We start from the raw sequence: 26,032 nt of genomic DNA, 5'->3' as shown, positions 1-26,032 counted from the left end.
GATGAGCCGGATCGGGGTGGCCTTCGACAAGGCCCGCGCCGACGGACGGGCGCTGCTGGTGGGCTGCATGCCGGCCGGTTTCCCGACCGTCGAGGGCAGCATCGCCGCGATGACCGCCATGGTCGAGGCCGGTGTCGACGTCATCGAGGTGGAGATCCCCTACTCGGACCCGGTGATGGACGGGCCGGTGATCCAGAAGGCCAGTGACATCGCGCTGGCCGGGGGCGTACGCACCACGGACACGCTGCGCATCATCGAGGCGGTGGCGGCCACCGGGGCTCCGGTGGTCACGATGACCTACTGGAACCCGGTCGAGCGGTACGGCGTGGACGTGTTCGCCCGTGACCTCGCCGCTGCCGGTGGCACCGGTCTGATCACCCCCGACCTCATTCCCGACGAGGCGGACGAGTGGCTGGCCGCCTCGGACGCACACGGGCTGGACCACACGTTCCTGGTCTCGCCGTCGTCCACCGACGCTCGGCTGGCGATGACCGTGGAGCACTGCCGTGGCTTCGTCTACGCGACCGCCGTCATGGGTGTGACCGGCGCCCGGGCGCGTACCTCCGATGCCGCGCCGACGCTGGTCTCCCGGGTTCGGGCGGTCACCGACCTGCCCGTCGGTGTCGGTCTGGGCGTGGGCACCGGTGCGCAGGCCGGCACCGTCGCCGGGTACGCCGACGGGGTGATCGTCGGCAGCGCGCTGATCCGGTGCCTGCTCGACGCGCCCTCCGAGGCGGAGGGGCTGGCCGCGCTGCGTACCCTCAGCGCCGAACTCGCCGAGGGCGTCCGCACCCCCGTCCGGTGAGCGTGACCGGCCCAGGTGCCGGCAGGTCGCGCACGGGGTTGTGGCCGGCGACGGCGATCCGCGGAGCGTGTGGTCAGGGCCGGAACGACGGGTCTGTCGCTGCCTCGCCGCGTTGCTCCGGTGGCTGACCCACTCCCGGCCGCTCGTCGTGGTCGGTTCCGGGCGCCCACGCGTCGCGGAGCACGCCGGAGCGGCCGGCGACCGCGTCGGTGACGGCGGCCCGGGTGAGCGGGGTGACCGCCTCGGGCAACGCGGCGGGGGCGTGCCAGGACAGGCGGCAGCCCGGCGGTGGGTCGGCGGTGGGTCGGACGTCGGCGGCGCGGGCCCGGAACACGTGCACGAGGACGTCCGGTAGCGGCCCGGCGCGTCCTGCCGGGGTCTCCCTCATGGGCCCGGTCAGGTGGTAGACGCCGACCAGGTCGACCAGCTCGATCTCCCAGCCGGTCTCCGCGCGGATGTCCCGCAGGGCCGCCCGCACCGGGCTCTCGGCCGGGCGCAGTCGCCCGCCGGGCAGCGCGTAGCGGCGTTCACCCCGACCCTGCTGGCAGAGCAGCACCCGGCCGGTGTCGTCGCTGACGACCGCGGCAACCGCCCAGGTGAGCGCGCCCATGGACAAAGAGCCTACGGCGGCGCAAACCAGAAGTCATCGAGATACACCCTCCAACCGCCCGGGGTGCCGCTGTGGGGGTGTGCAGCGGTAGCGTGTGCACCCGTGACCCTCGCCTCGCTGTCCCCCCAGGCGGCCCTGCCCAGTCCCAGCACCGCGGTCTGGCAGCTCGGGCCCGTGCCGATCCGGGCGTACGCGCTCTGCATCATCGCCGGCATCGTGCTGGCCTGCTGGGTGACGGAGCGCCGGCTGCGGCAGCGCGGCGTCGCGCCCGGCGCGGTGCTCGACATCGCCGTGTGGGCGGTGCCCGCGGGCATCATCGGCGCCCGGATCTACCACGTGATCACCTCGCCGGACAAATACTTCGGCGCCGGTGGTGACCCGATGAAGGCGTTCGCCATCTGGGAGGGCGGTCTCGGCATCTGGGGTGCCGTCGCCGGTGGCGCGGTCGGCGCCTGGATCGCCGCCCGGCAGCTCGGTATCCCGTTCGGCGTGGTCGCCGACGCGCTGGCCCCCGGGCTGCCGCTGGCCCAGGCGGTCGGCCGGCTCGGCAACTGGTTCAACAACGAGCTGTTCGGTGGCCGCACCAACCTGCCGTGGGGCCTGGAGATCCACCGGATGGACCCGGACAATCCGGGGCACGCGCTGCGTGACGACGCCGGGCAGCCAATCCTCGAACCGGGCCTCTACCACCCGACCTTCCTCTACGAGTTGCTGTGGAACCTCGGCGTCGTCGCCCTGGTCCTGATCCTGGATCGCCGGCTGAAGCTGGGTCGCGGCCGAGCGTTCGCGCTCTACGTGATGGGCTACACCGTCGGCCGGTTCTGGATCGAGCTGATGCGCACCGACGAGGCCAACCAGATCCTCGGCGTCCGGCTCAACGTCTGGACCGCCGCCCTGGTCTTCCTCGGCGCGTTGATCTACTTCGTGCGGGTGCGCGGCCCTCGGGACTACCTGATCCCGCTCGGCGCGGCGGCGACGCCGACCCCGCCCCCCACGTCCGACCTGTCCCAGGTCGACCTCTCCGAGCGGGAGACCCCCACGCGGGCCGCCGCGCCGGAGGGCTACCGGGTGGTCAGCGAGGAGCAGTACGCCGCCTGGCAGGACACCGGCGTCATTCCGCCGGAGCCGGCTACCGACGAGGACTCCCGACCGGACGGCGAGCCGCTCGGTGACGCGGCGCCCGTCGACGGCCCGTCGACCGACGACGAGCCGGCGGACGACCCGTCGACCTCGCGCGCCGACCGGGCCGACGCCACAGGCGTGCGGCCCGCCGACCGGGACAGCTGAGCGGGGGCGGCACCGATGCGAAGCGCGGTGGTGGTCGGCGCAGGGGTCGGTGGCCTCGCGGTGGCCGGCGCGCTGGCCCGCTCCGGCTGGCAGGTCACCCTGCTGGAACGCGCCGAACGGGTCCGCCCCGAGTCGACCGCCGTGGTGCTCTGGCCCAACGGCGTCCGCGCGCTGCAGGCTCTCGGCCTCGGCGCGGGCCTGGCCGCCATCGCCACCCCGCTGGCCGACGGCGGGGTCCGTCGCCCGGACGGGCACTGGCTCGTGCAGCCTCGGCCCATCCCGCCCGACCGGATGCCCGTGGTGGTGCACCGCGAGGACCTGCACGACACGCTGATCGCCGGCCTTGGTGACCGGGTCGACCTGCGTACCGGCGTGACCGTGCGCCACGTCCGGGTGGAGCCGGGCGAGCGACCGGCGGTCAGCGACGGACGGCACACCATCGAGGCCGACCTGGTGGTCGCCGCCGACGGCACGGACAGCGGCATCCGCCGCCAACTCGCCCCCGAGTCCCGGGTGGTCAGCTCCGGATGCGCCGCCTGGCGGGCCGTCATTCCCTGGTACCAGGCACCCCGGCTGCCCGACGACCAGCCGCTGGCCGGCGAGATCCTCGGCGCCGGCTACCGGTTCGTGGCCGCGTCGCTGGGCGAGCGCGGTTCCTCAGGCGGGTCCACCCGGGGCGGCATCTACTGGGTCGCCACCGCCGCCGGGGCACCACGCCCGGAACCCCCGGAGACCCAGCTCGCCCTGCTGCGCCGCTGGTACGCGGGCTGGCCCGCCCCGGTCGGCGCGCTGCTCGACGCCACCGACCCGGCCGACCTGGTCCAGCAGGAGGTCCGCGAGCTTCGTCCGCTGCCCCGTGCGTACGGCTTCCCGGTCGGGCCGGGCGGGGTGGTGCTGCTGGGCGACGCGGCGCACGCCATGCCACCACACCTGGGGCAGGGCGCCTGCCTCGCGTTCGAGGACGCCGCCACGCTCGCCTCCCTGCTGCGGGAGGCTCGACTGCCCGACGCCGTTCAGGCGTACGACCGGGTGCGCCGTCCCCGGGCCGCGACCGTGGTCCGGCAGACCCGGCGGATGTCGGCGGTGCTGCAGACCCGGGGCCGGTTGGCGTTGCGCGCCCGGGACGCCGCACTCGGCACGATCAACACGCGGTTGCTCTCCAGCGCCGCGGCCACCGCCGCCCAGTGGCGTCCCCCAGCCTGACCTCGGTCACGGGAGAGGTCAGGCGATGAGGGCGGCGGGTTCGGCGATGCAGGCGGTGCCGATGCGGCGGAACCCGACCCGCAGGTAGACCCGGGCGATGTCCTCGCTGCCCGCGGAGAGAAAGATCAGGTCGGTGCCGGCCGCGCGGAGCTCGTGGGCAAGGGCGGCGGTGAGCGCGGCGCCCAGCCCGCGTCGTCGGGCGGCCGGCAGCGTGGCCACCCCGGCGATCTCCGCGACGTCGCCCACACGCATCGCCATGCCGCTGGCCAGCGCACCGTCGACCGACGTGCCGGCCAGCGCGGAGACCCGTCGACCGTCCGCGATCCGGGAACGCTCCTCGTCGAGCGCGGCCAACTCGAGCTCGGTGACGGCGGCGTCCCGCTCGGCCGGGCCGGCCTCACCCGGCGCGGTGCCGGCCGCCGCGAACGACACCGCCGCCACCGCACGCCGGGCGGCGACGTCGGCGGCGAAGCTGGGGGAGTCCGCCGCCAGCACCCGTACCGCCCCGTCGGACAGCGTCGCCGGGTCGGGCAGGGCCGTCGGGTCGAGCACCATCAGCGGTGCCTCCAGCACGCTCAGCCCCGCCGAGCGGGCCACCGCCAGCAGCTCGGGGGTCGTCTCGTGCACCCACTCGAAGGCCTCCGGCAGGCCCAGCTTCCGCTGCCGCTCGCGGACCGAGGTCACGTCGGCCAGCGACGGCGGCTCGGTGGCGTCGATCCGGGGGCGGGCGTAGAACGGCCAGCCGGCACCCTCGCGGACGAACAACACCAGCCCGCCATGCTCCTCCACACCGGCGACGTCGCGGGGCACCGCGTCGTAGAAGTGTTCCAACCGGTCGAAGATGTCCTTGTGTAGCGGATCCACCGCGCGAGACTACACGTCCCAGCCTATGGACGGTGTGATCAATCTCAGGTGGCAGGGCGGGCCCGGCCCTAACGTAGACTCAATAGACCCACGGGCCGACGTCGTCCCCACCATGATCCAACCTGAGTGACGACAGGAGGCCCGGTGGCTCAGCCGTACGCGGATATGACACAGCCGTACCCGCACAGCCCGCAGGCGTCCCCGACGCCCGGCGCCCACCCCTTGGCCCAGGGCCTCTACGACCCGACGCAGGAGCACGATGCCTGCGGCGTGGCGTTCGTAGCGGACCTGCACGGCCGCCGTTCGCACGCGGTCGTCGCCAACGGGCTCGGCGCGCTCTGCCGGCTGGACCATCGGGGCGCCCGGGGCGCCGAGCCGAACACCGGCGACGGCGCGGGCATCATGATGCAGGTGCCCGACGCGTTTCTGCGCGCGGTGGCCGACGTCGCGCTTCCCGCGGCCGGTGAATACGCCACCGGGCTGGTGTTCCTCCCCGACGACGATGCCGCCGAGGCGCGTGCCCGGCGGGTGGTCGAGAAGTACGCCCTGGTCGAGGGTGCCGACGTGCTCGGCTGGCGGGATGTGCCGATCGACCCGACCGGGCTCGGCGAGACCGCCCTGGCGGCGATGCCCCGGGTCCGGCAGGTCTTCCTGGCCGCGCATCGGCTCACCGATTCCCCCGAGGGGCCGGCCGGTTCCCCGCTGAGCGGCATCGAGCTGGACCGGGTGGCCTTCTGCCTGCGCAAGCAGGCCGAACGGGAGACCGCCGAGCGGGGCGTGCCGGCGTACTTCCCGTCGCTGTCCAGCCGGACGATGGTCTACAAGGGAATGCTGACCCCGGACCAGTTGCCGGCGTTCTACCCGGACCTGCGCGACGAGCGGGTGGACAGCGCGATCGCGTTGGTGCACTCCCGCTTCTCCACCAACACCTTCCCGTCCTGGCCGCTGGCGCACCCGTACCGGTTCATCGCCCACAACGGCGAGATCAACACGATCCGCGGCAACCGCAACTGGATGCAGGCGCGCGAGGCGCTACTGCGCTCGCCGAACGTGCCGGGCAACATCCGGCGGGTCTTCCCGGTCTGCACCCCCGGCGCCTCCGACTCGGCGAACTTCGACGAGGTCCTGGAGTTGCTGCACCTGGCCGGGCGGAGCCTGCCGCACTCGGTGCTCATGATGATCCCCGAGGCGTGGGAGAACGACCCCGGCATGGAGCCGGCCAAGCGTGACTTCTACCGCTTCCACGCCAGCCTGATGGAGCCGTGGGACGGTCCGGCGTCGGTGGCCTTCACCGACGGCGAGATCGTCGGCGCGGTGCTGGACCGCAACGGGCTGCGCCCGGGGCGCTGGTGGCAGACCGACGACGGGCTCGTGGTGCTCGGCTCCGAGGCGGGCGTGCTCGACCTCGACCCGGCCCACGTGGTCGCGAAGGGGCGGCTCCAGCCGGGCAAGATGTTCCTGGTCGACACCGTCGCCGGCCGGATCGTGCACGACGAGGAGATCAAGTCCGAGTTGGCCGCCGCGCAGCCGTACGGCGAGTGGCTGCACGCCGGGCTGATCGAGCTGGGCGACCTGCCCGCCCGCGAGCACACCGTCTACACGCACGACTCGGTTCGCCGCCGCCAGCAGACCTTCGGCTACACCGAGGAGGAGCTGAAGATCCTGCTCGGGCCGATGGCCCGTACCGGGGCCGAGCCGCTGGGCTCGATGGGCACGGACACTCCGATCTCGCCGCTGTCCACCCGGCCACGGCTGCTCTACGACTACTTCCACCAGCTCTTCGCCCAGGTCACCAACCCGCCGCTGGACGCCATCCGCGAGGAGTTGGTGACCAGCCTGGCGTCGACGATCGGGCCGGAGGGCAACCTGCTCGACCCGGGCGCGGCGAGCTGCCGGCAGATCGTGCTGCCGCATCCGGTGATCGACAACGACGAGCTCGCGAAGATCCTCTCCATCGACGAGGACGGCGACCTGCCCGGCTTCAAGGCGGTCCGGGTGTCCGGCCTGTACCGCATCCGGGAGGGCGCCGCCGGGATCAAGGCACGGCTGACCGAGATCTGCCGGCACGTCTCCGAGGCGATCGAGGACGGCGTCCGGATCCTGGTGCTCTCCGACCGGGACTCCAACGCCGACCTGGCGCCGATCCCGTCGCTGCTGCTGACCGCCGCCGTACACCAGCACCTGGTGCGTGAGCAGACGCGTACGCAGGCGGCGCTGATCGTCGAGTCGGGCGACTGCCGCGAGGTGCACCACGCGGCGGTGCTGATCGGCTACGGCGCGGCGGCGGTCAACCCGTACCTGGCCTTCGAGTCGGTGGAGGACATGATCGCCACGGGCGCGCTGGCCGGTGTCGAGCCCGCCGCCGCCGTGCACAACTACGCGAAGGCGCTCGGCAAGGGCGTCCTGAAGATCATGTCGAAGATGGGCATCTCGACGGTCTCCTCGTACTGCGGTGCCCAGGTCTTCGAGGCGGTCGGTCTCGACAACCGGCTGGTCGAGCGCTACTTCCGGGGCACCCCCAGCCGGATCGGCGGGGTCGCGCTCGCGGGCGTGCACACCGAGGTGGCCGCCCGGCACGCGCTGGCCTGGCCCCCGGCCGGCACCGCCGCCTCGGACCGGTTGGAGGTCGGCGGCGAATACCAGTGGCGCCGCGAGGGCGAGCTGCACCTGTTCAACCCGGAGACGGTCTTCCTGCTGCAGCACGCCACGCGCAGCCGGCAGTACGACGTCTTCCGGCAGTACACCGCGAAGGTCGACGCGCTCGCCGCGCAGGCCGGCTCGCTGCGCGGGTTGTTCACGCTGCGCACCGGGGTTCGCCCGGCGGTGCCGATCGAGGAGGTCGAGCCGGCCACCGAGATCGTCAAGCGGTTCGCCACCGGCGCCATGTCGTACGGGTCGATCTCCGCAGAGGCGCACGAGACGCTGGCGATCGCGATGAACCGCCTCGGCGGCAAGTCCAACACCGGTGAGGGCGGCGAGGACGTCGAGCGGCTGCACGATCCGGCCCGCCGCTCGGCGGTCAAGCAGATCGCCAGCGGCCGGTTCGGTGTGACCAGCGAATATCTGGTCAACGCGGACGACCTCCAGATCAAGATGGCCCAGGGCGCCAAGCCGGGTGAGGGTGGTCAACTGCCCGGCAACAAGGTGTGGCCGTGGATCGCCCGTACCCGGCACGCCACCCCCGGCGTTGGCCTGATCTCACCGCCGCCGCACCACGACATCTACTCCATCGAGGACCTCGCCCAGCTGGTGCACGACCTGAAGTGCGTCAACCCGGCGGCCCGGGTGCACGTCAAGCTGGTCAGCGAGGTCGGCGTCGGCACCGTCGCCGCCGGGGTGGCGAAGCTCAAGGCGGACGTCATCCTGATCTCCGGTCACGATGGCGGCACGGGCGCGTCTCCGATGAACTCGCTCAAGCACGCCGGCACCCCGTGGGAGTTGGGGCTGGCCGAGGCACAGCAGACGCTGCTGCTCAACAGGCTGCGTGACCGGGTCACCGTGCAGGTCGACGGTCAGCTCAAGACCGGCCGGGACGTGTTGATCGCCGCGCTGCTCGGCGCGGAGGAGTTCGGCTTCGCGACCGCGCCGTTGATCGTCGCCGGCTGCGTGATGATGCGGGTCTGCCACCTGGACACCTGCCCGGTCGGCATCGCCACGCAGAACCCGGTGCTGCGGGAGCGCTTCACCGGCACTCCGGAGTTCGTGGAGAACTTCTTCCTCTTCCTCGCCGAGGAGGTCCGGGGGTACCTGGCCGAGCTGGGCTTCCGGTCGATCGAGGAGGCGATCGGGCAGTCCGAGCTGCTCGACGTGGCCCCGGCGGTGACGCACTGGAAGGCGAACGGTCTGGACCTGGCGCCTGTCCTGCACCTGCCGGAACTGCCGGCGGGGGCTGCCCGCCGTGGGGTCCGCGCGCAGGATCACGGCCTGGAGCAGGCACTGGACAACGAACTGATCGCGCTGGCCCGTCCGGCGCTCTCGGATGGCGCGCCGGTGCGGGTCGAGGTGGCGGTGCGCAACGAGCACCGCAGCGTCGGCGCGATGCTCGGCGGCGAGGTGACCCGTCGCTTCGGCGGTGCCGGCCTTCCCGAGGACACCATCGAGTTCGTGCTGCATGGCACGGCTGGGCAGTCGTTCGGCGCGTTCCTGCCGCGCGGGGTGACCCTGCGGCTGCACGGTGACGCCAACGACTACGTGGGCAAGGGCCTCTCCGGTGGGCGACTCATCGTCCGTCCGGACGCCGCCGCGCCGTTCCTCGACGTCGACGCCGAGCCGGGGCAGCGGGCCGAGGATCAGATCATCGCGGGCAACACCATCCTGTACGGGGCCACCGCGGGCGAGGTCTTCCTGCGTGGGCGCGTGGGGGAGCGGTTCGCGGTGCGCAACTCCGGCGCGGTGGCCGTGGTCGAGGGTGTCGGCGACCACGGCTGCGAGTACATGACCGGCGGCACGGTCGTGGTGCTCGGCGCTACCGGCCGTAACTTCGCGGCCGGCATGTCCGGCGGCACGGCGTTCGTGCACCAACTGGACCGCGCCCGGGTCAACGCGGAGCTGGTCGACCTGGCCCCGCTGGGCGAGCAGGAGCAGTTGTTGCTGCACGAGCTGGTCCAGCGGCACGTGGCCGAGACCGGGTCGGCGGTCGCCGAGGAGCTGCTCAAGCGTTGGCCGGAGGCGGTGGCTGAGTTCACCGCCGTGGTGCCTCGCGACTACCGCCGGGTAATGGAGATCATGCGGGCCGCCGAAGCCGCCGGCCGCGACGTCGACGACGCGGTGATGGGCGCGCTCAGCGCACCCGCCGCGCCGGTGCCGCCCGCCCCGCGGGTGGCGGCCCAGGAGGTGGCACGTGCCTGACCCGAACGGTTTCCTGCGCTACGACCGGCGACTGCCGGCCCGCCGCCCGGTGCCGGTGCGGATCAGCGACTGGCGGGAGGTCTACCCGCCGGCCGGCGAGGAACTGGTCCGTGAGCAGGCCACGCGATGCATGGACTGCGGCATCCCGTTCTGCCACAGCGACACTGCCGGTTGCCCGCTGGGCAACCGCATCCCGGACTGGAACGACCTGGTGCGTACCGGCAACTGGGACGCCGCGGTGGATTCGCTGCACGCCACCAACAACTTCCCGGAGTTCACCGGCCGGCTCTGCCCGGCGCCGTGCGAGGCGGCCTGCGTGCTCGGCATCTCCGGCGGCCAGCCGGTGACCATCAAGCAGATCGAGGTGGAGATCGCCGACTTCGCCGTGGCGCGCGGACTCACCGCTCGCCCCGTGCCGGCGCCGTCCGGCCGGTCGGTCGCCGTCGTCGGCTCCGGGCCCGCCGGCCTGGCCGCCGCACAGCAGCTGGCCCGCGCCGGTCACGCGGTGACGGTGTACGAGCGTGACGACGCGATCGGTGGCCTGCTCCGGTACGGCATCCCCGACTTCAAGCTGGAGAAGCGGCACGTCGACAGCCGATTGGCTCAGCTCACCGCCGAAGGGGTGCGCTTCCGGACCGGCGTGAACGTCGGGGTGGACATCACCGCCGAGCAGTTGCGCGCCGAGCACGACGCGGTGCTGCTGGCCTGCGGCGCGTTGCAGGGCCGGGACACTCCGGAGACCCCCGGGCGCGCGCTTCGGGGCGTACACCAGGCGATGGCACACCTGGTCGCGGCGAATCGCGCGGTCGCCACCGCGGCCACCGAGCAGCCTGGCGTCGCGGCCACGGGCGAGGGCCGGCCGGCGCGTGCGCTGCTGCCGGACGGCACCCCGATCGACGCGGCTGGCAAGCACGTAGTGATCATCGGTGGTGGTGACACCGCGGCGGACTGCCTCGGTGTCGCCCACCGCCAGGGTGCGGCGGGCGTGCACCAGCTCGACCTGTACCCGCAGCCGCCCGAGGCGCGCGACGAGGCACGGGACCCGTGGCCGACCTGGCCGTGGATCCTGCGCAGCTACCCGGCGCACGAGGAGGGTGGCGAGCGGGTCTTCGCCGTCGCGGTGCAGGAGTTCGTGGACGACGGCACCGGCCAGGTGCGGGCGGTGCGGATCGCCGAGGTGACCGTGGAGAAGCGCGACGGCCGGCGGGTCGTCACCGTGGTGCCGGGCTCCGAGCGGGAGCTGCCGGCCGATCTGGTGCTGCTGGCGATCGGTTTCGAGGGCACCGAGCAGCAGCCGCTGCTGGCCCAGTTCGGTGTGACCCGTAATCCCCGGGGCGCTGTCGACGCGCGCGACGACTGGCAGACCGACGCCGACGGGGTGTTCGTCGCCGGCGACATGCACCGGGGTGCCTCGCTGATCGTCTGGGCGATCGCCGAGGGGCGTGCGGCGGCCGCCGCCATCCACGGGTATCTCGGCGGTGTGGGCGCGTTGCCGGCCCCGGTGGGCTCGGCCGCGCAGGCCCTCGCCGCCACCCGCTGAGGCGGCACCCGACGGATCGACGGAGGTCCGGCCGGCGCGGCAGTTCCTGCCCGCCGGTCGGACGTCTTCGCTGGTGAGACCGCTCACAAACGTGGGCAAATAGGTTTAAGGCCGCAAGACTTGTCGGCTGCCGAACCGCACCGCGATCGGCATGAATGATCATGCAGCCGATCGCTTGGAGGTTCGTCGTGGCCAAGGGTGCCACCTTCGCCGCGCTGCGCCACCGCAACTACCGGATCTGGGCGTTCGCCGGGTTCGTCTCCGTCATCGGCACCTGGATGCAGGTCCTCGGGGTCAACTGGTACGTCCTGAAGGAGACCGGCTCGGCGACGTCCATGGGCTTCGCCGTGCTGCTCCAGGCGGCTCCCACGCTGCTGCTCAGCGTCTGGGGCGGTGTGCTCGCCGACCGCCTGCCGGCCCGCCCGCTGTTGATCGCCGCCCAGGTGGCCCACGCGGCACTCGCCGCCGGACTGGCCGCGGTCGCCCTGACCGGGTTCGGCGGCCTGCCACTGATCTTCGCGATCTCCCTGGGCACCGGCGCCGTCTCGGCGATCGAGGGCCCGGTGATGGGTCGCTGGGCCTCCACCCTCGTCGACCGGGAGACGCTGGGCAACGCCCTGGCGCTCGGGTCGCTCACCAACTCCGCCGGCCGGATCCTCGGCATGAGCCTCGGCGCGGTCGTGGTGGCCGCCGTCGGGCCCGCGCTGCTGTTCGGCATCAACGCGGCGAGCTTCGCCGCCGTGGTGGTGGCGCTGTTCGCCGTCCGTCCGGGAGCTCTGCCCACGGTGGCGGCAGCAGAGGACGGTCGGGTCCGCGGCGGTGCTCGCGCCGGGTTCGCGTACCTGCGCAGGCAGCCGGTGCTGCTCCTCGCGCTCGCCCTGTCGTTCGTGCTCGGCAGCCTGGGCCGCAACTACCAGGTGACGATGGCGGCGATGAGTGACGGGCCGCTGGACGGCGGCGCCTCCGGCTACGGCTTCCTGTCGACCGTGTTCGCGGTCGGAACGGTGCTGGGTGCGCTCGTCGCGGCCCGTCGGCGCTCCCTGGACTACCGGACCCTGGTCGTCGCGGGTCTGCTCGCCAGCGGGCTGCAGATCGTCGCCGGCCTCGCACCGGGCACCTGGAGCTTCGCCGCGGTGATCCTGCCGATCGCCGCCGCCGCGGTCGTCATCGACACCACCGTCGGTACCCGCGTCCAACTCGACACCGACGGCGCGATGCGGGGCCGGGTGCTCGCCGCGCTGGCGGTCACCGGCTCGGTCTCCGCCGCGGTCGGCGCTCCGCTGCTCGGCTGGCTCGCCGAACACGCCGGGCCGCGCCAGACGCTCGTGCTCGCCGGCGCTGTCGCGGCGATCGCCACGGTCGTCGCGGCGGCCGCCCTGGACCGCCAGCGCGCCCGCGCGACGACCCTCACGCTGGTCGTGCCGCGGCCCCGCCATCCGGTACGACGAGTGGCCTGGAGGGCGGCCCGCATCGTCCGGCCGACCGGGGCGGTCTGTGTCGTCGCGCCCGCCGGGCCCGGCGGGGTTCGGTTGGGCTCGGTCCGGCTCGAGGAGTTGGCCACGGCCGGCCCGGCGGCGCGCCGCTGAGACAGCGGTCACGCCCGGCGGCCGCTCTGCGGGACCAACCGCCACGAAGATCATCGTTACGCTGCGATCATGGACATCGAGGAGCGGCTACGGCGGACCCGCCGGTGGCTGTGGATCGTGCTGATCGGACTCTTCCTGAGTGGTGCCACCGCGTTCCCGCTGGAGATCGAGGTGCGCTGGCTGCTGCGCGCGCTGGATCCGCTCGCCGGCCAACTGCCCGCCCTGGTCGACTGGATCGAGCGGGTGCACACCGGGCTCGTGACCGCCGACGCGGACTATCCGTTCCTGCTCTACGGCACCGACTGGCTGGCCTTCGCCCATCTGGTGCTGGCGGTGGCGTTCTGGGGGCCGCTGCGCGACCCGGTGCGCAACGTCTGGGTGGTGCAGGTCGGCATGATCGCCTGCGCGGGCATCATCCCACTGGCGGTGATCTGTGGCCCGATCCGGGACATCCCCTGGTTCTGGACGCTCATCGACCTCTCCTTCGCGGTCGGGGCGTTCCCACCGCTCTGGTTCGCCTACCGACACATCCGGGCCATCGAAGCGAGCACGGCTGCGGCGACAGGTGTCCCAGCGACTTCCTGATCGGGGCTCTCCAGGCCCTCGGCCCGGTGGGTCACAACACCCCCGACGGATGCCTGTAGAGCTGCCCCAGATATGGGCCGCCGTCATCGCCATCGCCCCATTTCTGGGGCAGCTCTACAGGCGAGCACTGCAGTGGTCGGTCGCCGGTCCGCAGCCCGGGAGAACAGCGGGATGCCGGAGAGACTGGGCCACCGGCGAGCTGGAAGGGCCCGCCGCAGGGGCGGCGAGCCCTTCCAGTCCACACCGGATCCCTAGTGCGACAGCAGGCGGTGCGACTCGCGGATCTTGGCCCAGGACTTCGGCTCGGTCGGCGGGGTGGCCTTGCGCGCGGCGGTGGCCACGTCGGGTCGGCCGGCGGTGAACAACCAGGTGGTGAACAGGTCGTCCAGGTCCAGACCGGAGATCCGTTCGGCCAGTTCCTGGAACTGCGCGATGGTGCCGTTGCCGTACCGACGCTCGGCCGTCCAGGCCGGCAGGATCTCGAAGAACGCGTCGTCACCCACGGCCAGCCGCAGCTGGTGCAGGGTCATCGCGCCCCGGTCGTAGACGGCACCGTCGAAGACCCGGTTGGCACCCGGGTCACCGGGCAGCACCTGCCAGAACTCGTCGTCGGCCGGGTAGCTGGCATAGGTGAAGTCGAACAATTCCTGCGCGGTGCCCTCGCCCTGCTCGTCCGACCAGAGCCACTCGGCGTACGAGGCGAAGCCCTCGTTCAGCCAGATGTCGCTCCACCCGGCCACCGAGACCGAGTCACCGAACCACTGGTGCGCGTTCTCGTGTGCCACCACGTACGTGTTGGCGCCGCGTCGCCAGTAGCCCGGCCCGTACACCGGTCGGGTCTGCGTCTCCAGCGCGAAGCCGATGCCGTCGAGCGGACCGGCGACGCCGCCCTGCGCCTCGAACGGGTACGGGCCGAAGATCCCGCTCTCCCAGTCGACGATCTCGGCGGTCCGCCCGATGCTGGCCCTCGCGGCCGGCCCGAGCTCGCCCAGTGAGGTGCTGTACGCGTTGATCACCGGCAGGCCGCTCGGGGCGGTGTCGCTGACGATCTCGTACTGGCCGATGGCCATGAAGGCCAGGTAGGTGGCGGTGGGGGAGGTGGTCCGCCAGATCCACCGGGTGCGGTTGCCGGCCTCGGCCAGCGGTGGCCGCGGCTGCACGCCGTTGCTGATCACCTCGACGCCGGTGGGCACCGACACCGAGACGTCGAAGGTGGCCTTGTCCAGTGGGTGGTCGTTGCTCGGGAACCACCACCACGCCGACTCGGGCTCGTTGACCGCCAGCGCGCCGTCGTCGGTACGCGTCCAGCCGGTGTAGCCGCCGACCAGGGTCTCCGACGGGATGCCGGCGTAGCGCACCACGATGGTGAGCTCCTGGCCCCGGGTCACCGTGCGGGCCGGGGTGACCACCAACTCGTGCACACCCGCGGTGCTGGTGCTCGCCGCCCAGCCATTGACCCGTACCGACTCGACGTCGAGCAGGAAGTCCAGGTTGAAGGCGGAGAGGTCCTCGGTGGCGGTGGCGAGGATGGTGGTGGTGCCGCTGAGCTGGTCGGTCGCCGGGTCGTAGCGCAGCCGGACGTCGTAGTGCTCGACGTCGTAGCCGCCGTTGCCGTAGTCGGGGAAGTAGCTGTCGCCCAGGCCGGGCGCGCCGGGTTGCGGCGCCACGGTGACGACAGGACGGCCCCAGCCGGTCGGGGCGGCCTGGCCAGGGGTGCCGGCGAGCATGGTGCCGGCGGTGGTGAGGGTCAGGGCGGCGGTGGCCGCCGTGAGAACTCGTCGCACGGGGTGGACTCCCTCCATCGGGTGTTCGCCACGACAACCTAATCGACAACGGTGAACGTCGCCGGCCCGCCGCGCTGACCTTCGCCGGGTACGGCGGCGCTGTCCTCTGTGGGCGGTCGGTCGCCGGCTCTGGCGGGTCTTGCGCCGCATGGTCACACTGTGTGGATCGGAGGTGACGCGTGCGGCGTTCGGAGGTGCCCAAGCGCGAGTTGATCGGCCAGCGGCAGTCCGCCGGAGGACGGGACCGCCTGCCGGCCGGCGGGTTGGAGTTCTTCGCGCTGCTCGCGCGGCTGCTGCGGCGACCCCGTCGAGGTGACCGGAGACTGCCGCTGCTCTGGCTGGTCCGCTCCGACACCTCGGACCTGATGGTGCCGCTGCGCCGATTCCTCAGCCAGGGCCCCCGGCGGCGGGTGCCGCACGCCGTACTGGACGCCGACGCGCCGCCGGGCGCCGGCGACGTGTCGGCGCTGCTGCGCGAGCTGCACCGGCAGCTCTCGCTGGAGGCGTTCGGCGCCGCCCGGCTGCGTTTCCGGCACTATCCGCTCGCCGACTGGCTGATGCACCAGAGCCTCAGCTTCGGCGTCGACGCCGACGACGGCCGTTCGGCCCTGGTACGCCGGCTACGCGACCGCCGGGGCCCGCGTACGCCCGAGGCGTTGCCCTCCGGTGGCGACGCGGTCAGCATCGCCTCGCAGGTGCTGCTCTGGCTGGTCCGTCGCGCCGTGCCCGGCGTCGTCTTCCGGGCCGCTGTCTCCGGTCGGGTGCCGGTCCTCGGGCGGCACTACAACTGGTTCATGCGCCAGCAGTATCTGGCGCCCCGGCAGTCGGTCACCTTCCTCGGCTTCGCCGAGCGCCTCACCGCGGGGTGGCGCGACGGCGAGCAACCCGACCAGGTCAACAAGCTGCTGCTGCACGCGTTCCTGGAGGACCTGCGGCAGGCGTACCGGCGTCGGCCGTGGCGCCCGTCGGACTGGCGGCGCACCGCGTACCCGGCGCTGCTGCTCGATCACGTCGCCCCCGGCAACGTCGGCGGGGAACTGATCCGCCTGATCGGTGACGTCCGCACCGAGACCGGCCGTAACGACCCGCTGCTCATCGTCGCGTCCGGCGGGCAACCTCCGCCGGAGCTGCCGGAGCCGCACCCGTTGACGGAGGCCGACGAGGCGTACGACGAGTGGGCCGAGGCGCTGCCGGAGATGCGGCGGCTGCGCCGCCCGGCCGCCTGGCTCGTGGCGCTGCGGCCCGACGACACCGACACCGGCCCACCCTCCCGGGGCGGCATCCGGCCGTTCTCCGCGCCCGACCCGCCCTGGTGGTCGCGGCGTTTCCTGCCGGCGGCGCTCTGCCTGGTGGTGCTGGTCTCGGCGGGCGCGTGGGTGGGCAGCCGGTGGTCGCCGGGCTGCCATCCCTCGCTGACCGGCGGGCAGGTCTCGGTCGAGGTGGTCGGCAGCGGTGAATGTGTCGGCTACAGCGACAGCGCCGCGCAGGTGTTCAACAACGACCCCGGCCAGGAGCGGCTGCGGACCATCCAGCAGCGCATCTTCGCGCAGAACCGGGCTGCCGAGGAGGTCTGGCAGCGCAGCGACCGGCGCCGGCCCTTCCTCACCCTGGTCTACCTGGGCACCCTGACCGGTAACCGGACCCGTGCCGACGAGGAGTCGTACGTCTCCGAGCGGGAGGAGCTCGAGGGCATGGCGACCGCGCAGTACGCGCTGCTGAAGGAGTCGGCCGGGGCCGACGGCGCCGCGCTGCTGCGGATCGTGGTGGCCAACGGTGGCCGACAGATGATCTACGCCGACCGGGCCGTGGCGATGCTGGCCGAGCTGGCCCGGGACGATCCGACGGTGCTCGGGGTCGTCGGGTTGGTGGAGAGCCGGACCAGCACCGCCCGAGCGCTGCGCGAGTTGAACCGGGTCGGTCTGCCGGTGCTGGCGCCCACGCTCTCCGCCGACCGGATGGACGCCAACTCCCGCCTCTACCTGCAGATCTCCGCGCCCAACGCGGATCAGGTCGAGATGGTCGACGCGTACGCCCAGCAGGTGTTGAAGGTCAACGACGCGCACGTCTTCTACACGACACTGGAGGGCAGCTCACTCACCGAGGACCTCTACGTGAACACCCTCGTCGAAGGGCTCCGACAGCGGTTCGGCGCCCGGATCACGCGCCTCGACGAGTGGCGCACCGGTCAGCGCCTGACCGGCGAGTGCGGGTACCCCGGTCTGCTCTTCTACGCGGGTCGGTGGTCGGAGTTCGACGGTTTCCTGCGGGCGCTGCGCGAGTGCGGCGCCGACCCGCCCCGGCACCTGGTCGCCGACGACTCGGCGAACCGCTACATGGCCAATCCTGGGCTGCGCGCCGCCGCGCCCGGCAACCTGCCGGTCACGTACGTCTCCAAGGCCGCCCTGGCCACCTGCGCCGCGCTGCGGGCCGCCCAGGACCGGCGCGACGACGCCCGGGCCAGCTTCCTGTCCTGGATCCAGGCCGACGACCTGCTCGACCCGCCGCGCTGCCGTCCGGACACCGGGTACCAGGTCGGCGAGCGGGTCAGCCTCGCCTACGACGCGGCGATGATGCTGATCCGGGCGGTGGAGAGCCTCGCCGCCCGGCTGCACCACGCCGATCCACGTCAACGCTGGGAGCCGACCTCGGTCAACCCGGTCGGTGTGCACGCGGAGGTGCTCCGGCAGAACGCCGGCCAGGGCTACCCGGGGGTGGCCGGGCTGATCCGGTTCACCCCCGACTCGGGTGAACCGGTCGACAAGCGGCTGGCCCTGATGCGGGTGGAGCAGGTGCCCGACGTGGCGACGGCGCCGGTGGAGGTGTTCCGCTGCGGGGTGGCCGACGCGTCCGGCCCGGCGGCCTGCGGCCCGGCGTGACAGGCCCGGCGTGACACGTCCTCGCAGGACTGTCCGGGTGCCACCGGTGTCCGTTAGGGTTCCTGGGACCAGGCGGCCGTTGGCGTTGGGGGCAGAGGTTGAGCAGGCTCGCGTCGTCGTACCGGCAGGCGGTCGCCTCCCACCGGGCGGCCCGGGCGCACCTGGACACCGCCCGGAGCGCGCTCGGCACGGCACCGGTTGCCGTCGCGCCGGCCGGCGCCGAGGAGTTGGTGGCCCGCCTCGCCCGCCTCGGCGGCGCCCTGGCCACTCCCACCCCGAACGCCACGCCACTGACCGACGAGCCGGCCGCGGTGCGGATCGGCGAGGCGTCCACCTCGGACGGCGGCTTCCCGGTGCTGGTCCCGCTCGGCGGCGGCCACCACCTCGCCCTGGACGCCGATGTCCGCGACCCGCGGGTCGCCGGGCTGTTGCGGGCGCTGGTGCTGCGGCTGGTCGCCACCGCACCGCCCGGGCAGGTCCGGGTCGCCGGCATCGACACCGCCGCCGTGGGCGCCACCTTCGGCCCGTTGCGCCCCCTGCTCGACGCGGGGGTGCTCGACCCGCCGGCCACCGGCGAGGCCGAGGTGGCCGCGCTGCTGGACGCCGCCGAGCAGCACGCCCGCGCCGCGCAGCACGCCCAGCCCGCCGCCCGGCACCTGCTGGTGGTGGTCGCCACCGCCGCGCCACCGCCGCGCGAGCTGGCCCGGCTCGCCGCGCTCACCCACGCCGGCCCGGCCGCCGCCGTCTGCGTGCTGCTCGCCGGCCACCCGTCGCGGCAGCCCGGAGAGACCGCGACGACGCTGGGCGGCACCACCGCGGTCCGGCTCAACCAGGGGTACGCGTACGTCGGCGACCCACCCGGCACCCCGTTCAGCGCCGACGGCACCGGCCTCGCCGCACCCGTCCTGCTCGACGGCGACCCGCCGCCCGCCTCGGTACGCGCGCTCGCCGAGCACCTGGGCGCCGCCGCCCGCCGCGCCGACGCGCTGCCCTTCACCGACCTGCTGCCCGAGCGGCGCTGGGTCGAGTCCGCCGGCAACGGCCTGCGGACGGTGATCGGTCGGGCCGGCGGCACCCCGCTGACCGGCGCCTTCGACGATGCGTTGACGCTCGCCTTCGACGACGCCACCCCGCACTGGCTGGTCGGTGGGCGCACCGGCGCCGGCAAGACGGTGTTCCTCCTCGACGTCCTCTACGGGTTGGCCGCACGCTACTCCCCGGCCGAGCTGCAGCTCTACCTGCTCGACTTCAAGGAGGGCGTGAGCTTCACCGAGTTCGTGCCCACCGGGCGGGACCCGTCGTGGTTGCCGCACGCCCGTGCCGTCGGCATCGAGTCCGACCGCGAGTACGGGCTCGCCGTGCTGCGCGAGCTTCGCCGGGAGGCGCAACGCCGGGCCACCGCCCTGAAGCGGCACGGCGTCACCAAACTCGCCGACCTGCCCCGCGACAACCCGCTGCCGCGCATCGTGGCGGTCATCGACGAGTTCCAGGTGCTGCTCGCCGGCAACGACGCGCTGGCCCGCGAGTCCGTCGACCTGCTGGAGGAGTTGGCCCGCAAGGGCCGCTCGTACGGCATCCACCTGGTACTGGCCAGCCAGAGCATGACCGGCATCGAGGCCCTCTACGGGCGGGCCGAGGCGATCTTCGGGCAGTTCGCGCTACGGGTGGCGCTGCCCGGCGGTGGCGGGGTGCTCGACCAGCTCAACGACGCCGCCGCGGCCCTGCCGATCGGCTCGGCCGTGGTCAACACCGCCGCCGGTGCGGTCGGCGCCGACACCGTGCTGCGCTTCCCCGACGCGCATGCCGCCGCGGCGGACCTCGCCGCACTGCGCCACGAGCTGTGGCAGGCCCGCCCGCCGGGCTCGCGGGCACCGGCGGTCTTCAAGGGGTACGAGGCCGCGCGGGTCGAGGACGACCCCACCTTCGCCGGGCTGCGCCCCGGTGGCCGACGCCCGATGGCCCTGGTCGGCCGGACGGTCGACGTGCACGGCACCACCGCGCTGTTCCTGATGGACACCACCCCCGGCCGGCACCTCGCCGTGGTGGGCACCGCACCGACCGGCGCGGACGTGCTGCGCGCCGCGACGCTGAGCCTGGCCCGCCAGCACACCCCTGGTGATGCCCGGTTCGCGCTTGCCTCCCTGGTCACCGCCGCCGGCCCGGTCGCCGACGACACCGAAACCGTCCTGCGGGCCGCCGGTCACCCGGTGCGGCGCCTCGACGCGGCCGGGCTGCGCGAGCGCATCGCCACGCTGGCCGCCGAGCCCACCGGCCGCGAATACCTGGTGGTGTTCGGCATGGACGCCGCCGCGCCGGTCCTCGGGGCCGCCGACCCGAGCACGTTCCGCTCCGGCCTGGACGACCTGCGCGCACTCCTGCGCCAGGGGCCCGGGCAAGGGGTGCACCTGCTCGGTTGGTGGCGTGGGTTGCGGCGGCTCGCCGACGACCTCGGCGGCACCCAGAACCGTGACGACGTCGCCTGCCTGGTGGCGCTCAACGTGCCCGGGTCCGAGCTGGCCCTGCACCTCGGGATGCACGACCTGGCCTACACGCCCCGCGCCGACCGGGCGCTGCTGGTCGACCGGCACGACCAGCGCACCCGGCTGATCGTCCCGTTCGTCGGCGACGGGCACGAGCCGGACTTGGAGCGGTGACAGTGTCCTTCGAGGAGTACGCGGCGCTGGCCCGGCAACTCGCCGAGCAGCACCGCGCCGGCGTTCAGCACGCCGCCGCCGAGTCCGAGCGCCGCCGTGACCTGCACGCCGCCGCCGACTACCTGCAGCAGAGGTTGACCATCCAGGGGCAGCGCCTCGACCAACTCGGTCGAGCGATCGGCCTGCACCAACCGGCATCCGCCCCTGCCGCTGCCGCGGAGCCCTCTTTCACCGCGCCCGGATCGGGGAACGGGGGACCCGCCGGCGCAGCCGGCGCGCCGGGGTGGGCGGGGGTCGGGGCGTACCCCCAGGTGCCGGCGGGGGAGGCGCGGCTGGCGCTGCCGACGGCGGTGAGCCCGGCGGGCGCGGTGCCGGCGCAGCGCGCGGTGCCGGTCGACCCGGCGGTGGAGCTGGAGCTCGCCCGGCGGATGGCCGACGAGGCCGACCGGCACGGGCAGCAGGCGGAGCTGCTCGCCCAGCGGCCGGTGCTCCTGCCGACGTGGTCACCGCTGGCTCGGTCGGTTGCCATCTACGCCGGCTGTGCGGCGGCCGCCGGCGTGGTGATGCTGGCTCTGGTGCTCGCCTCCGGGGTCGGCCTGGTCGACGGCTTCACCCTCGGCGCGTGGATCTGCGCGGGGCTGCCGGCGGTGGCGTTCTTCGGTGGGTACCTGGTGCTGGGCCGGTGGGGGCGACCGGCCATGATCGAGGGGGCCCCGCCGCGTTATCTGCCGCTCGGGTTCCTGATCTGTTTCCTGCTGGTGCCGATGGCCTACTGCGCCTACCTGCTGATGGTCCGCGGCCTGCGCGGCTGACAGGTTGCCCCCAGCCCGCCTCGGACCTGCCTCGGGCTCGCCCCGGGCATGATCCACTCGATATCGAGTCGACCTTGGACTTGTCGGCTGCGAGCGGGCGGTCGCGCTCAGTGCGCGGATCTCGTACGCTCCCATGTGGTCTCCGCCGGTGCGGCGGTGGAGGCGATGGTCGACCAGGGGAGGGCGCGCGTGAGCGCAGCACAGATCATCGCGCGGTTGGCGGCGGCGTCGCAGAAGCTCGACGAAGCGAAGGCCAAGACCGCAGCGGCGGCCCAGGACGCAGCCGAGGCACGGGCGCTCGTCGCCGGGGCTCTGGAGGGCGTGGCCGCAGGCCCCCTCATCGGCATGATCGACGCGTATCGTCAGGCCCTCGCTCAGGCGTCCCAGGGTGGGGACCCGGCGAAGCAACACGTTCAGGAGACGATCGCCAAGGTCCGAGCGCTGGGAAACTGACCACCTGGATCCACTCCGGATCGGCGATGTGGGGGTGTCTCCCCGCAAGGACACCGCCACATCGGCGATGTTGAGTGGATCAAGCGGGCCGCGTGCCTCAAGCGGGCCGTTTGTGTCGGGGTGGACCGTTCCTGACCCTGGGACCCGAGGCGGCGTCGGTCAGGACGTCGCGGCGGACTGCCCGCTGCGGTTGCCCGGAGTCGTGCCGTGCCCGGGGCGGGTGGTCAGCACCTGGGGGCCGGCCTCGGTGATCGCGACGGTGTGCTCGGAGTGGGCGGTGCGCGAGCCGTCCGCGGACCGGATCGTCCACCCGTCCTTGTCAAACTTGATCTTGTCGGTGCTGCGGCAGAACCACGGCTCGATCGCGATCGTCAGGCCGGGCTTGAGCTTCATGCCCCGGCCGGAGCGGCCGTCGTTGGCCACGTGTGGGGCCTCGTGCATGGTGCGGCCGATGCCGTGCCCGCCGAACTCGTTGTTGACCCGGTAGCCGTAGCGGCGGGCGACCTCGCCGATGGCGGCGGAGACGTCGCCGAGGTGACTGCCCGCCACGGCGGCGTCGATCCCGGCCTCCAGCGCGACCTCGGTGGCCTCGATCAGTTTCAGGTCCTCCGCGGCGGCGGTGCCGACGATGACGGACAGCGCGGAGTCGGCGACCCAGCCGTCGATCCCGACCGCCATGTCGATGCTCAGCAGGTCACCGTCGCGCAGCGCATAGCTGTGCGGCAGGCCGTGCAGCACGGCGTCGTTGACCGAGAGGCACAGGACGTTGCGGAACGGGCCGCGTCCGAACGACGGCGAGTAGTCCCAGTAGCAGGACTCGGCGCCACGTTCCTTGATCCGGCGGCGGGCGTGGTGCTCGAGGTCCATCAGGTTGACCCCGACGGCGGCGACCGCCCGCAGCTCCGCCAGCAGCTCGCCGACGAACTGGCCGGTCACGGCCATCCGTTGGATCTCCTCGGGGGACTTGAGCTCGATCACGATCCACCCTCCCTTCCGTTGCCGGTATAGTTATACCACGCTGCTCGGCGCGTCCATCGTGATGGCGTTGCCGGTGCGCGGAGGCGGATCTATCCTGCTCACATGGTTCGCCCACCGCTCACACCCGCACAGATCGCAGCGGGGCAACGTCTCGGGGCGGCGCTTCGGGTCGCGCGAGGTGACCGCAGCCCCGTCGAGGTGGCCCTGGCGGCCGGCATCTCGCCGGAGACGCTCCGCAAGATCGAGGTGGGGCGGCTCCCGGCACCCGCGTTCGGCACGGTGGTCTGCCTCAGTGAGGTTCTCGGCGTTGCGCTCAGCGACCTGGCCGAGGTGTGGCTGGCCGATGTCCGGGTGCGCGAAGCGTCCTGAGGGAACACCCGCGAAACGACCTGAACGCGAAACGACCTGAACTCGATGGGCCCTGGCCGGGACGGTCAGCCGCGCGAGCGCGGCAGGCAGCACTTCTTGTACTTGGCGCCCGATCCACACCAGCAGGCGTCGTTGCGGCCGGGCGGCCAGGACCTGAGGTCGGCCCCGGTGAGCGAGTCGGCGTACTCGTCCTGGGTTTCCTCGTCGGTGGGGTCGCGGTCCTCCCGCTCGGCGAAGGCCGTCAGCCCGGCGACGGAGCCGACGACCACACCCAGGTCCGCGCCACCCACCCCGGACGCCTCGACGAGGGCGAGCTCGATCTGGGCACGGTGCTCGTCCCAGGTGGCGGGGTAGCTGCCGCTGAGGGTGGGCCAGCGCGTCAGCAGCGCGTCGTACTCGGCCTGCGGCCAGAACAGCAGCGTCGCCGGGCCGTCGTCCAGCCCGTCGAGCGCGTGGTTGCTCGCGGCGCGGAGCCGGTCGGCGAGGTTGTCGTACTCGTCGTGCGGCAGACCGATCTCCTCGCGGAGGTCGTGCCGTCCCTGGGCCAGCCCGTAGATCATGGCGGCGGCCTCGTCCTGCGCGTCTTCGGACTCGTGCTGCTGGGTCCGGGTCCGTTCCAGGATCGCGTCCAGCGCGGCGGTCAGCCACTCCAGCGCCGTCTCGGTGCGGCCGGCGCCCGCCAGGTCGTCGATGAGGTACGTGGCGTCGGGGTCGGTCTCCAGCAGCGGGCGCAGGGCCGACAGCTCGGCCATGCCCTCTTCCTCCCGGCCGAGGCGCAACAGCAGCCCACCGCGCATCGATCTGGCGTACCCGTCATCGTCCGGCTGTTCGGCGATGGCGCGGGTGGCCAGCGCGAGCGCGTCGGCCAGGTCGCCCGCCTGCGTGAGGATGTCCGCGGCGACCAGCAGGGCGTACCCGGTGTCGTCGGGGTCCGCGACCCGCCCCTCGTCGACGGCGCCCACCAGCTCGGCGACCAACGCGGCCGGGTCCGGGCTCTCGGAGCCCAGGGAGCCGATCTCCTCGATGCGGTCGGCGGTCAGCAACTCGGACATGGGCGCATCCTGAGGACGGGGAACGGACGGGGAAGCGGCCAGCGTACTCCCGAGGCCGCCGGATACAGCGGAGCCCGGGGCGGTGTACCGCCCCGGGCTCCACTCTGGGTCAGCGGGTAGCTGGCATGGTGGCGAACTCGCCGGCTAGCTCCGACTCGACGATCGTCGCGGTGGACGGCCGGCGACCGGACGACGCCCGCCGGGCGGACGGGACGGCCAGCGCCGCGAGCGCGGCGGCCAGGGCGATCGCCGTGAGGACCAGAAACCCTGTCGTGAAGCCGGCCTCCCGGGGCAGGCCGTTGGCCTGCGGGTTCGCGGTGATCACGCCGCTGACCACGGCGGCGCCGATTGCGCCTCCGATGGTGCGGATGTTGGCGTTCATGCCGGTCGCCACGCCGGTCTGGCTGGCGGGCACGCTGGCGACGATCAGGTTGGCCATCGACGCGAAGGCCAGACCGATGCCGAGGCCGACCAGGCCACCGGCGACGGCGACCTCCCAGCGGGTGTCGTGCGCGGTGGCGAGCATCGCGGAGGCGGCCACGTTGAACGCGGCACCGGTGGCGAGCTGCGCCTTGGCGCTGAAGACGGCCTGGAGCCGACCGGCGACCAGGCCGGCGACGAACATCGCGACGAGCATCGGCAGCATGAGCAGACCGGCCTGGCTGATGCTGGCGCCGAAGCCGTAGCCGGCGACGGTCGGGGTCTGCACGAACTGGGGGAGAAACGCGTAGATGGAGAACATCGACGCGCCGTAGAGCAGCGCGACCAGGTTGGTGGTCCAGACGCCGGGCAGGCGCATCATCCGCATGTCGATCAGCGGGTTGGCCGAGCGCACCTCGGAGATCAGCCAGCTGACCAGGAGCACCACGGCGAGCGCCAGCAGGCCGATGACCCGGGGAGAGGTCCAGCCCCAGGCCGCGCCCTGGCTGATCGGCAGCAGCAGCGCGACCAGCCAGCCGGAGAGCAGCAGGGTGGCGCGCCAGTCGATGCGTCCGGGGGTACGGACCGGCGACTCGGGGACGAAGAGGTGGGCGGCGACGGCGGTGAGCCCGACGACGACCATCGGGATCCAGAACAGCCACCGGTAGTCCAACGCCGTGACGATCGGGCCGGCCAGCACGATGCCGAGCCCACCGCCGGCGGCGACGATCGCCGAGATGGCGGCGACGGCGGAGGAGACCCGCGCGGCCGGGAACTCGTCGCGGATGATGCCGAACGACAGCGGGAAGACCGCCCCGCCGATGCCCTGCACGACCCGGGCGATGATGAGGACGCCGATGTTCGGCGCGATGGCGGCCAGGAGGCAGCCGAGGGCGAGCGCGGCGAGCGAGACGACCAGCATCCGCTCCTTGCCCACCATGTCGCCGACTCGTCCGAGGATCGGCGTGAAGATCGACGCGGAGAGCAGGTAGGCGGTCAGGACCCAGGTCACGGTGTTCTGAGAGGTGTGCAGGTCCTGCTGGATGGTCGGCAGCACCGGGGTGATCAGCGACTGGAGCATCGCGAAGAACCCGGCACCGGCCGCGAGCACGGTGAAGGTGAGCCGACGCGAGCTGCGTCGGGAAGTCACTGCCACGAGAGAAAACTCCCTGATTACGTACGGAAGGAGGCTTGTCGCCCGCCGTCGGTGACGGGCTCTGATGTCGGGTCCGGGCGATCGGGTGGCCAGGCGGCGATCGGGCGGGTCCCGAGGTAAGCTAACCGGAGGCAGGCCTCCGGGATTCCG

Annotated in this window: 18 protein-coding genes; 12 read left to right on the top strand and 6 right to left on the bottom strand. The window is 73.2% G+C overall.

The window, feature by feature from the left end; genetic code table 11:
• Window position 1 precedes the first annotated feature (1 nt).
• The gene (gene trpA / locus HNR20_RS05410) at window positions 2–805 is read left to right on the top strand and encodes a tryptophan synthase subunit alpha (RefSeq protein WP_184177011.1); all 804 of its coding nucleotides are present in this window, start codon (window positions 2–4) and stop codon (window positions 803–805) included.
• 73 nt (window positions 806–878) lie between these two features.
• On the opposite strand, the gene HNR20_RS05405 is transcribed toward trpA, so the two are convergent.
• Entirely contained in the window at window positions 879–1,415 is a 537-nt protein-coding gene (locus HNR20_RS05405; RefSeq protein ID WP_184177009.1) for an NUDIX hydrolase, read from the bottom strand.
• A gap of 102 nt (window positions 1,416–1,517) precedes the next feature.
• Here HNR20_RS05405 and lgt point away from each other — a divergent pair, with 102 nt between their 5' ends.
• Window positions 1,518–2,702 carry a prolipoprotein diacylglyceryl transferase gene (lgt, locus tag HNR20_RS05400; protein WP_184177007.1) on the top strand — a complete coding sequence of 395 codons (1,185 nt, stop codon included), beginning with the start codon at window positions 1,518–1,520 and terminating at the stop codon, window positions 2,700–2,702.
• A 15-nt stretch (window positions 2,703–2,717) separates the two neighbouring features.
• Window positions 2,718–3,905 carry an FAD-dependent oxidoreductase gene (locus HNR20_RS05395; protein ID WP_184177005.1) on the top strand — a complete coding sequence of 396 codons (1,188 nt, stop codon included), beginning with the start codon at window positions 2,718–2,720 and terminating at the stop codon, window positions 3,903–3,905.
• Between the two features lie 18 nt (window positions 3,906–3,923).
• On the opposite strand, the gene HNR20_RS05390 is transcribed toward HNR20_RS05395, so the two are convergent.
• The gene (locus HNR20_RS05390; protein ID WP_229687197.1) at window positions 3,924–4,769 is read right to left on the bottom strand and encodes a GNAT family N-acetyltransferase; all 846 of its coding nucleotides are present in this window, start codon (window positions 4,767–4,769) and stop codon (window positions 3,924–3,926) included.
• 165 nt (window positions 4,770–4,934) lie between these two features.
• Here HNR20_RS05390 and gltB point away from each other — a divergent pair, with 165 nt between their 5' ends.
• From gltB to HNR20_RS05370, 4 genes are all read left to right on the top strand, one after another.
• Window positions 4,935–9,617 carry a glutamate synthase large subunit gene (gene gltB, locus HNR20_RS05385; RefSeq protein WP_184188020.1) on the top strand — a complete coding sequence of 1,561 codons (4,683 nt, stop codon included), beginning with the start codon at window positions 4,935–4,937 and terminating at the stop codon, window positions 9,615–9,617.
• Window positions 9,610–11,157 carry a glutamate synthase subunit beta gene (locus HNR20_RS05380; RefSeq protein ID WP_184177003.1) on the top strand — a complete coding sequence of 516 codons (1,548 nt, stop codon included), beginning with the start codon at window positions 9,610–9,612 and terminating at the stop codon, window positions 11,155–11,157. The genes gltB and HNR20_RS05380 overlap by 8 nt, the downstream gene beginning before the upstream one ends.
• A 161-nt stretch (window positions 11,158–11,318) precedes the next feature.
• Window positions 11,319–12,743, top strand: coding sequence for an MFS transporter (locus HNR20_RS05375; protein ID WP_221309712.1), 1,425 nt, complete (start codon window positions 11,319–11,321; stop codon window positions 12,741–12,743).
• Between the two features lie 69 nt (window positions 12,744–12,812).
• Window positions 12,813–13,328, top strand: a complete 516-nt coding sequence (locus HNR20_RS05370) for a hypothetical protein (RefSeq protein ID WP_184177001.1) — start codon at window positions 12,813–12,815, stop codon at window positions 13,326–13,328.
• 251 nt (window positions 13,329–13,579) lie between these two features.
• Here HNR20_RS05370 and HNR20_RS05365 read toward each other — a convergent pair whose 3' ends face one another.
• Complete coding sequence (locus HNR20_RS05365) at window positions 13,580–15,112, bottom strand: M1 family metallopeptidase (RefSeq protein WP_184176999.1); 1,533 nt, start codon at window positions 15,110–15,112, stop codon at window positions 13,580–13,582.
• Between the two features lie 179 nt (window positions 15,113–15,291).
• Between HNR20_RS05365 and HNR20_RS05360 the strand changes: the two genes are divergently transcribed.
• The 4 genes from HNR20_RS05360 (at window position 15,292) to HNR20_RS05345 (ending at window position 21,907) form a co-directional block, all read left to right on the top strand.
• On the top strand, window positions 15,292–17,988 hold the full coding sequence (locus HNR20_RS05360; RefSeq protein ID WP_229687196.1) for a type 1 periplasmic-binding domain-containing protein: 2,697 nt from the start codon (window positions 15,292–15,294) through the stop codon (window positions 17,986–17,988).
• 98 nt (window positions 17,989–18,086) lie between these two features.
• Window positions 18,087–20,642 (top strand): FtsK/SpoIIIE domain-containing protein, encoded by a 2,556-nt coding sequence (locus HNR20_RS05355; protein WP_184176997.1) that lies wholly within the window; start codon window positions 18,087–18,089, stop codon window positions 20,640–20,642.
• Window positions 20,639–21,454, top strand: coding sequence for a hypothetical protein (locus tag HNR20_RS32165; protein WP_229687195.1), 816 nt, complete (start codon window positions 20,639–20,641; stop codon window positions 21,452–21,454). Before HNR20_RS05355 ends, HNR20_RS32165 begins: the two co-directional genes overlap by 4 nt.
• 189 nt (window positions 21,455–21,643) lie before the next feature.
• A complete protein-coding gene (locus tag HNR20_RS05345; protein WP_121657199.1) occupies window positions 21,644–21,907 on the top strand; it encodes a DUF6244 family protein in 264 nt (87 codons plus the stop codon).
• 159 nt (window positions 21,908–22,066) lie between these two features.
• On the opposite strand, the gene map is transcribed toward HNR20_RS05345, so the two are convergent.
• Window positions 22,067–22,885, bottom strand: coding sequence for a type I methionyl aminopeptidase (gene map / locus HNR20_RS05340; protein ID WP_184176995.1), 819 nt, complete (start codon window positions 22,883–22,885; stop codon window positions 22,067–22,069).
• 102 nt (window positions 22,886–22,987) lie between these two features.
• On the opposite strand from map, the gene HNR20_RS05335 reads away from it, so the two are divergent.
• Window positions 22,988–23,254, top strand: a complete 267-nt coding sequence (locus HNR20_RS05335) for a helix-turn-helix domain-containing protein (RefSeq protein WP_184176993.1) — start codon at window positions 22,988–22,990, stop codon at window positions 23,252–23,254.
• 65 nt (window positions 23,255–23,319) lie between these two features.
• On the opposite strand, the gene HNR20_RS05330 is transcribed toward HNR20_RS05335, so the two are convergent.
• Together HNR20_RS05330 and HNR20_RS05325 are read right to left on the bottom strand one after the other, a co-directional pair.
• On the bottom strand, window positions 23,320–24,306 hold the full coding sequence (locus HNR20_RS05330) for an SEC-C domain-containing protein (protein WP_184176991.1): 987 nt from the start codon (window positions 24,304–24,306) through the stop codon (window positions 23,320–23,322).
• Window positions 24,307–24,415: 109 nt separating this feature from the next.
• Window positions 24,416–25,882: an MFS transporter gene (locus HNR20_RS05325; RefSeq protein ID WP_184176989.1), complete on the bottom strand. Its 1,467-nt coding sequence runs from the start codon at window positions 25,880–25,882 to the stop codon at window positions 24,416–24,418.
• Window positions 25,883–26,032 lie beyond the last annotated feature (150 nt).

Origin of the sequence: Micromonospora parathelypteridis (assembly GCF_014201145.1) — a bacterium.
GTDB lineage: Bacteria > Actinomycetota > Actinomycetes > Mycobacteriales > Micromonosporaceae > Micromonospora > Micromonospora parathelypteridis.
This window is presented reverse-complemented; position numbering and strand designations above follow the sequence as displayed.